Raw genomic sequence first — 9,544 nt, 5'->3', positions numbered from 1 at the left:
AATGGACTTAAAGGAATACCAACAGCGCACTTTGCAGCGCCTGGCCCTGTTCCTGGCTCAAGCGCGGGTGGAAGGCCCTGCCAAGGCGTTTGAAGCCACCGCTCAAACGGACGGCCAGGCGATTAGCTACCGCCCGATCATGGACGAGCAGCACGCGCCCGTGCCCGAGCTTGAAGCCGTGCCCTATGTGTGTCTTCGCATCCCAACCGGTGGCGGCAAGACGGTGCTGGGCGCACACATCATCAAGAAAGCCGCCAGCACCTACTTGGAGCGGGAGTTCCCGTTGGTCTTGTGGCTGGTGCCCAGCAAGCAGATCAAGACCCAGACGCTTGACGCCTTCCGCAATCCCAAGCACCCCTATCGCAAGGAGCTTGACGAAGCGTTTGGCGTGGGGAAGGTCGCGGTGTTCGATATTGCCGACAACGCCCAGATCCGCCCGCAGGACCTGTCCGACAACCTCTGTTTGGTCATCGGCACGATGGCGTCGGCGCGTGTAGGGGACACCGAGATCCGCGACTTCTACGCGGATAAGGAAGATCTGGAGCCACACTTCATCAAGGTCTCGGACCTGTCGGACCTGGAGATGAAGGAAGGGGCTGCCCGACCCAAATACTCCTTTGCCAATCTGTTGAAGCTTCATCGCCCCCTGGTCATCACCGACGAGGCGCACAACGCGAACACCTCGCTTTCATATGAGGTTTACAAGCGCCTGGCGCCGTCGTTGATCGTGGAGCTCACCGCCACGCCGGATCTTGTGAGCAGTAATATCTTGGTCCGCGTGTCGGCAAGCGAGTTGAAAGCCGAGCACATGATCAAGTTGCCGGTGGTGCTCAAAGAGCACATCGACGGCTGGGAAGAATGCTTGCAGGCTGCGCTGCAGCGCCGGGCCTATCTAGCCACGCTTGCCCCCGGTGAGGCCCCGGACTACCTGCGGCCGATCCTGTTGATCCAGGCCGAGAACAAGAACATGACGGCCACGGTCGAAGCCGTGCATAAGCACTTGGTGGAGAACGAGCAGATCCCCAAGGAGCAGATCGCCATTGCCACGGGCGATCAGCGGGATCTGGACAACATCGACCTGTTTGATCCGACCTGCCAGGTCAACATCATCATCACCAAGGATGCGTTGAAAGAAGGCTGGGACTGTTCGTTCGCATATGTCTTGTGTTCGCTCACGCAGCAACGCTCCGGCACCGCCATTGAGCAGCTGTTGGGGCGGGTCTTGCGCATGCCCTACGCCCGGCAGCGTAAGCAAGACGAGTTGAACAAGGCCTACTCGCATGTGGTGAGCGCAAGCTTTGGCCAGGTTGCCCAGGAGCTCACCGATGACCTGGAAGCCATGGGCTTCAACCCGGTCGAAGCGCAGCAGGCCATCGCACCGGATCTAGGCTTGAAGGGCGGGGCCACAACGACTTTTTCCCAGCCCACGCTGACCCTGTTGCTTCCCAAGGCGCCGGATCTGACCAACATCCCCGCCGCCGATAGATCCAAGGTCCAGGTGCAGCCCAGCCAGGACCAGAAGGGGTTCGTCATCACCGTGCAGGGGCAAGTGGACGAGGCGACCCAAGAGGCCATCGTGGAAACGCTTCCTAAGCGGCTGCAGGCCGAGGCGAGCAAACGCTTGGCGCATCACAATGTGCGTGCCGCGGCCGTGCGAGAAACGCCTGCGCAGAACCAGGTGGCCTTTGAGGTCCCAAGGCTCATCTATCGCCAAGGCGAGCTCGCGCTTGATATCAGCCCTGATCTGTTCCTAGATCTCCACGGCTGGTCGATCAACGACTACCCGGCGGACCTGTCGAGCTTTCGCTACAACGAGCAGACCAAGACCTTCCTGGTCGATATCGACAATCAGGAAGTAGGTTGGACCCCCGTGGCCGAGCCGCAGGTGGCATACATGCAGGGCTTGGCGGGCGATTGGACCGAGAAGGAGCTGGTGGACTTCTTGGACCGTCGCGTGCGCCAGCCGGACATCACCCAACCGGAGCTTGTGGAGTGGATCCGCCGCGGCGTGGCGCAGCTGTTCCAACGCGGCTTTGATCTGGCCCAGGTGGTGCGGGGCAAGTATGTGATTGCCCGCAAGCTAGACGCCCAGATCGCCGAGGCGCGGAAGCAGGCGTCTGAACGCAACTACCAGACCACGCTTTTCGCCAATGATGCACCCGTGGAGGCAAGCTTTGAGCATGCCTTCAAGTTCGACCCCAACGCCTACCCAATGCGCTATCCGTGCGAGGCGAAGGTGAAGTGGCAGAAGCACTACTACGCCATCCCGGGCGATCTACCCCACAAGCGAAAAGACGGACAGCTGGCAGAAGAGTTCACCTGCGCCTTGGCACTGGACATGCTCGATGAGGTGGAGTTCTGGGTGCGCAACTTGGTTCACAACACCCAGTTCTCCATCCCCACCGCCACGGGCAATCACTACCCGGACTTTGTTGCCAAGCTCAAAGACGGGCGGTTGCTGGTCGTGGAATACAAGGGCGGGGATCGAGTGTCCAACGACGACAGCAAGGCCAAGGCCCAGATGGGGCACTTGTGGCAGAAGGCGTCGAAGGGGAAAGGGATCTACCTGATGGCAACCAAGAAAGATGAGAACGGCCGGGACATCACCGGCCAGTTACTCCACGCGATCGGCGTCGGACCGTAAGGGGGAAGAAAATGCCAACAGCACGCAAGCGGGTGGCCGACGCCGCCTACGAAATCATCAAGGCCAATCCGACGGGTATTCGCTGGTCGGACCTGCACCGAGCCGTCCGCGCGGCGCTACCAGACGAGAACCCGAATACGGTCAACGGATCGCTGCACCACTTCCGCAACCACATGCCAGACGATGTTGTCCGGCCAGACCGTGGCATTTACGCGATCGAAGGCACCGCCCAGGCAGATGCAGTGCCCGTGTCAACGCCTGCCGCAGTAGCGGCCAAGCTGCGCGAGTCGGACTTCTACCAGCCCTTTGCGGATTGGCTGGAAAACGACTTGGAAGAGGTCACCGTCGCCAAGCCTATCGGCGGAAACGGTGTTGGCGGAAAGTGGGGCACACCCGATGTCATTGGGTTGTATGCCGCCAAGCCCAGTGATCCGGTCAAGTTCACGACCGAAGTCCTGGCAGTGGAAATCAAGATCGACACCCAGAGCCTCATCGTGGCGTTCGGCCAAGCGTGCGCCTACAAGCTCTTTGCGCATCGGGTCTACATCGCCGTGCCGCGCAACTCCAATCAGTCCGACTTGAAGCGCCTGGATGCCTTGGCGGGCGTGGTGGGCATTGGTTTGGTGAAGTTCAACTCGGATGACCCGGAGAACCCGGAGTTTCAAGTGATGGTTCGCGCTGCCAAGCACGAGCCGGACTACTACTACACCAATGAAGTGCTATCGAACTTCAAGCGGGAGTTCGGCTTGTAGGTTGAGATCTCGCCTAGGGGAGGCGGCATGGCAGGAAGCAATCCATTTCTTGAAGGCCTCCGCGTCAAGCTCGCGCGGATGCAGGCGGGGGAAGAGCCTAACGACAAGATGAGCACGAGCATCATCCTTGGGATGATCAAGGCTCTGGAGAAGGCGGACGAAGCCGCGGCCAAGACTGCCGAGAAAGCTGCTCCGCCCACTGTCGAAGCGACCGTTCACGATGAGGATGATTACGAGCCGATCCAGTCTCCAATCCGGCTCTGCCTGTTTGATCTGGACGACACGCTGATCCGCACTGGCGACCTCGAACCATTCCGAGGCCACGCCAACCTCCACGATACAAGCAAGGACTACACCAATAGGTTGCTAGGCACTTACGGCACCTATTCCAACCGTCTGATCCATACCCGAGAGCACCACCAGGAGCTTCGCCGCACCTACCCCGATATGAAGTGGGGCGTATTCACTCGATCCCCACGGCACTACGCTGCGACCCTGTTGGCGGCGGCCTATCCGGAGTTCCACTGGGACGTTGTGGTTGGTCGGGAGGATGTTTCAAACACCAAGCCTTTCCCCGATGGGGTTCGGCTTGCCATGGCTCGGTGCGGTATTCGTGACCCGCGCGAGGTCGCCATCGTCGGCGATGATAAGAGCGATGTTTCGACGGCTTATTTCTCTGGCTGCTGGATCATCCTGGACCGTTCGGACTGGGAACATCCCTGGAATAGCTCGCGCTACTGGGCCATGGAGCGTATCCCTGATGCGCTGTTGGACGATCCCGGCGATCTCGTGAAGGTTCTTGAGCACCCGTCTGCCTACTGGCCCGAACTTGAGTATCGAGGCTTCGGAGTGGCGGGCATCCGAAAGTTCCGGTGGGATCGCCAGAACCATTTCTTCCCGCGGCCAGACAATGGGCGTGCCCCCATCACCATGCTTGGGAGGCTCTTTGGAAGATACGCCGAACTCCAACCTCGTGTGGCGTGGCATGGACTAACAGAACAAGTCCTGTCGTTGAAGGACGCAAAGGTTTTTCCCCCGTCCTGGATTGGTGCGCTTCGGGACTTTTTTCTACATCATGCGCCAGTTTCAGCGGAGCCGAGGGTGATTACAGTCGTTCCATTTAAACCAGGACGCACCCCCCGATTGGAAAACCTTCTGGCGCAGTTGGAAACGGCTGAGCGCGATGAGCCTTATCATGAGGCGCAGGAGTTCGAGTTCATCCCGGATCTTTTGATGTTCAGCGAGGGCGCCGCATCCAGCCATGGCGATCACCTGACCCGTGAACAGCGGTTTGCCAATGTGGGAGAACACCTCCATGTAAATCGGCCAGATCTGGTGAATGGGCGACATATCGTAGTGATCGATGATGTGGTGACCACGGGTGCATCGCTTCTTTGGGCGGATCGTAAGCTCAGGCAGTGTGGGGCGAAGTCAGTAAACTGTGTGGCTATGACGAAGGCGATAGGCATCGGATGAGCGAGATTTCTGCCAGCACGGGGAAGGCCCTTGCCCTGTCGATGCTCTCGGGCGTCGGCCCGGTGGCACTGCGTAAGGCCGCCCAGGTCTTCGACTTTGAAAACAAGCCTGTTGAGGCCTTGGGTGTGGAGGTTCCCGCCATTGGTCGCGCACTCGCGATAGCTGACGCATGGTCTAAGGCCCTCGAACAAGCCGAAGAGCAATTGGACAGGGTTGAGCGCAGTAGCGCTCGTATCCTGTCGCCCTTAGACGCGGAGTATCCCAAGCTCCTTGCTGCGACCAAGGATGACCCGTTCCTGCTCTGGGTCCGCGGCGAGATGGCGCCATTTCCGGAGAGGTCAGTCGCGGTGATCGGCACCCGCGAGCCCACTGCACACGGCGAAATCATCGCTAAGCGCATCACGCAGTTCTTTGTTGAGCAAAAGTGGAGTGTGGTCAGCGGTCTAGCGCTTGGGTGCGATGCCCTTGCGCACCGAGCAGCGCTCGAAGCTGGCGGGCATACCGTGGCTGTGCTAGCCCATGGGCTTCAAACGATCGCGCCCACGCAGCACCGCAGGTTGGCCGAAGAGATCCTGGAAAAAGGCGGGGCGCTGGTATCCCAGTATCCGATTGGCCGCGAGCCCATACCGCAGCAGTTCGTGCAGCGAGACAAGACGCAGGCCGGCATGGCCCAAGGGGTGGTCATGGTCCAGTCCGATTTGCAGGGCGGCAGTCTTCACGCCTCGCGTGCAGCCATCGATTACGGCAGGTGGCTGGCCGTTCCGTATCCAACCGCAGCAGACCTGGCGAGCAGCGCGCCGAAGGCCAAGGCGAACCTCTTGTTGGCCGATGGAACCGACAGCGAACGAATGGATTTGCTGCGGCGGAAGGGAGGCGGGCTGGAGAAGCTCTTCATTCTGCGCAGCAAGGAGGACTACGCGCGATGCCTGACTTCCGATGCCAGCGCAGTCGTCGCTGAAGGGCCTGCGGTTCAGGGCAGCATTTTCTAGGGTTTGAGGGGCGATGTCCGATCTAAATTCTCGAGAACGCAGGAAGCTGGAACAACTGCTCGACATGGGTGGTGGATACGTCCTCAACTTCTCAGATCGGACCTATTTCGAGTTCTTTGACGAGTTTGTCGGTAAGAACATCGCCGACCAGCGCTACAAGACGCGGGGCACCTCCAAGGCCAACCGCATGCGGGCGTTCTGGGACAAGGAGTCGAATGTCGTCGTCGCCCGTTGCCTGGCCGAACTGATCGAACATGCCAAGAGCTGCAACATCCTGACCAAGGATCGACATTTGTTGGACGATTGCCAGGCGATCATCCAGCGGCTCGCCCAGGACAAGCCTGTGGCCGACATTGAGGCCATTTGTGCCCATACGGATGATCGCGATTTCGAGCTTGTGGCGAAGGCGGCGCGAGAGAGCATCGACAAGAACCAACCCGAGCAGGGCTTGGATCGCCTGCATACCTTCGTCGTCAAGTTCGTGCGCGTGCTTTGCGAGGACAGGAAGTTGACGGTTACCCGCGACACGCCGCTCAATGGGCTGTTTGGCGCCTACGTGAAACATCTAAGGGACAACGGGCAACTTGGATCGGAGATGTCGGAGAAGATCCTACGCTCCAGTATTTCCAACCTGGAACAGTTCAATCACGTTCGCAACAAGCACTCCTTGGCGCATGACAATCCGATTTTGACCTACGACGAGGCGCTGCTGATCTTCAACCATGTCGCAAGCACCGTTCGTTTTGTGAAGGCCGTTGAGGACCGGCTCAAACTTGCATCGACGCCTGTTGAACCTGAAGACGACTTCGACATTCCCTTCTAGCGTCGGAAGTGTTCACTAACGAAAAGGCCCCGATAAGGGGCCTTTGTCTTAGATGTCCAGGTAATCCGGCGCCGCGACCATTCGGCGCTTGGCGTATCGCCGCAGTTCAAACAATCCGTAGAGTGGGATCAGCAGAACCACCGCCAGCACGGGGCCCGAAGCGAAGAAGGCCACGAAGGTCCAGAAGCCGCCGAAAAGTAGGCCGACGAATGCCAGCGCTTGCACGACGTTCCACACCTTTGCCGGGGTTTCCTTGGAGGCGTTCAGGAGCCACCACGCGAACACGCCGCCCAGGAACACGACGAGGAAGCCGATGGGGCCTACTTGGCGATAGGCGATGCCGGCCAGGAGAAGAATGCCGAGGAAGAGTGCGAAGCGTTTCATGGTGGGTCCTTGATAGGTCTTGTTGTCAGTAGAAGGTCAAATCCGCGCGCGTCAACGTCTGCCCGTTAAAGCGATTGCAGCGCTGCTGGCACTTTCATGCCGAGCGCCTTTTCCGCGCATGCCCGGGTGCAGGGCTTGTCCCAGTCGTATAAGGTCAGCTGGCGCATAGTTCCCGTGTCGATGATTTGGTAGTTCACTTCCGGGCACTGGCTGGCGGTGCACCACGCAGCAAGGATGAGCATCGGACCTTTGGGCGTTGCCAGGCAGGCAAGCTCGTTGGCGCTGTCGAGAAAGAACGAGTCGCGCTCTCCGGTCGCGAGCGTTCCTTTGGCGCTGTTGATCGTGAGCGAGGATTGATCAGTGGCGGCGAGCTCGCCATCGACCTGTCGCACATTGGAAAACCTCACCGCGGCAGCGCCGCACTTCCCCGTTACCTCGACGAGCTGCTCGCCAACATCGCTCTTGCCGGCAGGGCGCACGGTCTTTGCGTCCAACTGGATCTCGCCGGCATGCGCCGCGCCAGCTGCCAACGCTACGGCCAGCACTAGGAACTTCTTCATGTGTTTCCCCTTAGGCCCCTGCCTGGTCGTCCCTGCCCGGGGGCCTCCGGGGTAGGGCTTGTCGCCAATACTACGAGAAACGTAGTATCACATCCGAGGGGGTATCGGCATCCTTTTCCGGATGATTAAGACCCCCGCCAGCGCCGTATTCGCTGCTCGCCTGAAAGCCAGGCGGAAGGAGCTCGGCCTGTCCCAGGCGGAGTTGGGGGTCAAGATGGGTCTGCCGGAAGATGTGGCCTCAACCCGGATCAATCGCTACGAGAAGGGCGTTCACGCGCCTGATCTGGACACCATGGAGCGCATGGCGAAGGAGCTCGGAGTGCCGCTTCCTTATCTGCTGGCGCAGGACGAACGGCTAGCCACTGCGATCCTGGGGTTTTCGCTTCTGGACAAGGATGCGCAGGAGAAGATCCTGGCCGAGATCGAGGCGTGTCAGGACCGACCCAAGCCCACTAAGAAGGGCTAGGGGCTGCGAAAGCGGCCAGATCTCAGCGAGTGCGACGGGGCTCGATCAAAGTCATTCGATGGCCTCGCTACTCGTTCAATCCCCCGAGATAACCCATCTGATCGAGGATCAGACCGGCCGCGCCAGGAATGCGCCGGAGGTTGTTGGGGATAACCGCGATCATGTCATGGTCCTTTACAAGTCCCTCCACCTGTCGCGTAAGACAGGCCAGAACAGACTGCTTTGCGCTCTGTGCGGTGTGCCCGTCTATCTGTGTTCGGCTCCTGATCGCCAGCACTTCTACTTCAGGCACTTCCAAGAAGGTGGCAACTGTCCGGCGGCTACGCGCGCGGGCCTGACCGAGGCCCAGATCAACGCCCTGCGGTATCAGGGTCAGCGGGAGAGCCAGCGCCATATCCGCATCAAGAACTTGGTGGCCGAGAGCCTCAGGGCGGATCCGGCGTTCTCGCAGCCGACCATCGAAGGCACCTGGAAGGGGCGGGATGGCAAGGAGTTCCGGCGCCCGGACGTTCGATCACGCTACCAAGATCGCGTTGATGTCGCGTTCGAAGCCCAGCTATCGACGACCTTCGGGCGTGTCATGGCGGAGCGCGAAGTGTTCTACAAGGCAGAGGGTGGACTGCTGCTTTGGATCTTCGGGGAGTTCGATCTCGAACACGCCCGGTTGATGATGGAAGTCATCTTTGCCAACAACAACCGGAACGCATTTGTGGTCAACGAGGCCACGAGGGAGGCGTCGGTTGCCGAAGGTGCCCTGATGCTGGAATGCCATTGGGCCCAGCCGGGGAGGGTCAACGATCGCATTGTATGGACGCAACAGCGCAAGCTTGTTAGGTTCGACGAACTCACCGTCGATCTGGAACGCCAACGGGTGTTCTATGTCGATACGGATGCCTTAGAGCTCAAACTGCGCCAGGCAATCGAAGGGCCGCCCTTGGCCGAGGCATTCCAAGAGTTCTGGCTCACCTACGAGTGCTTTGAAGGTCTGGAGCGGCCGGATCTGGAAGCGCTCTCGAAGCAGTGGAGCGCCTTGCAGCTTCGCTTTGCCGAGGCGGGCGTTCGACTTCCCTCCCGGCATGAAGACACCTTCATTGGCATGCTCCGGTCGGTGTTTCTCGCCAAGCTTGGCAGGGCCGTTGGCTGGCGCTACCAGACGCTCTGGCCGGCGGCGCACCATGTTCACGATGCGGAGAAACCCAGTCTATGGCTGTTCATGGCGGCACTTCGGCACTACGGGCGGCTGGCCGAGATCGAAAGTCAGGACTCGAAAGGCCGCTGGGCCGAGAAGGTGGCGAAGTGGAGCAGAGGCGTGGCATCGGGCGATGCGGCGTTTGTGGAGGAGCACCGCTATGACGGCGTTCTCCGGTTGGCTTTCCCAGAGCTTGCCGCCTGTGTCCCCGAAGTGGCGCGGGACTTCTTCACTGAAGACGACCCGCCGCCGTTCTAGTCA

General features: G+C 60.0%; 9 protein-coding genes. 7 read left to right on the top strand and 2 right to left on the bottom strand.

Annotation, left to right across the window (positions count from 1 at the left end):
• Position 1 precedes the first annotated feature (1 nt).
• From AC3ARF_RS09830 to AC3ARF_RS09810, 5 genes are read left to right on the top strand one after another with little or no spacing between them, the layout of a single operon-like run.
• Positions 2-2,644 (top strand): DEAD/DEAH box helicase, encoded by a 2,643-nt coding sequence (locus AC3ARF_RS09830; protein ID WP_498927469.1) that lies wholly within the window; start codon positions 2-4, stop codon positions 2,642-2,644.
• Between the two features lie 11 nt (positions 2,645-2,655).
• Positions 2,656-3,396 (top strand): hypothetical protein, encoded by a 741-nt coding sequence (locus AC3ARF_RS09825; RefSeq protein ID WP_498927467.1) that lies wholly within the window; start codon positions 2,656-2,658, stop codon positions 3,394-3,396.
• 27 nt (positions 3,397-3,423) lie between these two features.
• Positions 3,424-4,872, top strand: a complete 1,449-nt coding sequence (locus AC3ARF_RS09820) for an HAD family hydrolase (protein WP_498927465.1) — start codon at positions 3,424-3,426, stop codon at positions 4,870-4,872.
• Positions 4,869-5,861, top strand: a complete 993-nt coding sequence (locus AC3ARF_RS09815; RefSeq protein ID WP_498927462.1) for a DNA-processing protein DprA — start codon at positions 4,869-4,871, stop codon at positions 5,859-5,861. The genes AC3ARF_RS09820 and AC3ARF_RS09815 overlap by 4 nt, the downstream gene beginning before the upstream one ends.
• Before the next feature lie 13 nt (positions 5,862-5,874).
• A complete protein-coding gene (locus AC3ARF_RS09810; RefSeq protein WP_498927461.1) occupies positions 5,875-6,684 on the top strand; it encodes an abortive infection family protein in 810 nt (269 codons plus the stop codon).
• Positions 6,685-6,732: 48 nt separating this feature from the next.
• Here the strand turns inward: AC3ARF_RS09810 and AC3ARF_RS09805 are convergent, their stop codons facing one another.
• Both AC3ARF_RS09805 and AC3ARF_RS09800 read right to left on the bottom strand, forming a co-directional pair.
• Positions 6,733-7,068: a hypothetical protein gene (locus AC3ARF_RS09805; RefSeq protein WP_498927459.1), complete on the bottom strand. Its 336-nt coding sequence runs from the start codon at positions 7,066-7,068 to the stop codon at positions 6,733-6,735.
• Between the two features lie 65 nt (positions 7,069-7,133).
• Positions 7,134-7,628, bottom strand: coding sequence for a hypothetical protein (locus AC3ARF_RS09800; protein WP_498927457.1), 495 nt, complete (start codon positions 7,626-7,628; stop codon positions 7,134-7,136).
• A 121-nt stretch (positions 7,629-7,749) separates the two neighbouring features.
• On the opposite strand from AC3ARF_RS09800, the gene AC3ARF_RS09795 reads away from it, so the two are divergent.
• Positions 7,750-8,094, top strand: a complete 345-nt coding sequence (locus AC3ARF_RS09795) for a helix-turn-helix domain-containing protein (RefSeq protein WP_498927455.1) — start codon at positions 7,750-7,752, stop codon at positions 8,092-8,094.
• A gap of 58 nt (positions 8,095-8,152) precedes the next feature.
• A complete protein-coding gene (locus AC3ARF_RS09790) occupies positions 8,153-9,541 on the top strand; it encodes a DUF6035 family protein (RefSeq protein ID WP_498927454.1) in 1,389 nt (462 codons plus the stop codon).
• Positions 9,542-9,544 lie beyond the last annotated feature (3 nt).

The sequence above is a fragment of the Lysobacter sp. KACC 24251 genome, assembly GCF_057747755.1.
The sequence above is the reverse complement of the archived record's forward strand: the minus strand, read 5'-3'. Positions and strand labels throughout refer to the sequence as shown.

Excerpts from the sequence above, each read along its gene's own strand:
- AC3ARF_RS09830 (WP_498927469.1), top strand. The coding sequence starts at position 2 with ATGGACTTAAAGGAATACCAACAGCGCACTTTGCAGCGCCTGGCCCTG.
- AC3ARF_RS09825 (WP_498927467.1), top strand. The coding sequence starts at position 2,656 with ATGCCAACAGCACGCAAGCGGGTGGCCGACGCCGCCTACGAAATCATC.
- AC3ARF_RS09820 (WP_498927465.1), top strand. The coding sequence starts at position 3,424 with ATGGCAGGAAGCAATCCATTTCTTGAAGGCCTCCGCGTCAAGCTCGCG.
- AC3ARF_RS09815 (WP_498927462.1), top strand. The coding sequence starts at position 4,869 with ATGAGCGAGATTTCTGCCAGCACGGGGAAGGCCCTTGCCCTGTCGATG.
- AC3ARF_RS09810 (WP_498927461.1), top strand. The coding sequence starts at position 5,875 with ATGTCCGATCTAAATTCTCGAGAACGCAGGAAGCTGGAACAACTGCTC.
- AC3ARF_RS09805 (WP_498927459.1), bottom strand. The coding sequence starts at position 7,068 with ATGAAACGCTTCGCACTCTTCCTCGGCATTCTTCTCCTGGCCGGCATC.
- AC3ARF_RS09800 (WP_498927457.1), bottom strand. The coding sequence starts at position 7,628 with ATGAAGAAGTTCCTAGTGCTGGCCGTAGCGTTGGCAGCTGGCGCGGCG.
- AC3ARF_RS09795 (WP_498927455.1), top strand. The coding sequence starts at position 7,750 with ATGATTAAGACCCCCGCCAGCGCCGTATTCGCTGCTCGCCTGAAAGCC.
- AC3ARF_RS09790 (WP_498927454.1), top strand. The coding sequence starts at position 8,153 with ATGGCCTCGCTACTCGTTCAATCCCCCGAGATAACCCATCTGATCGAG.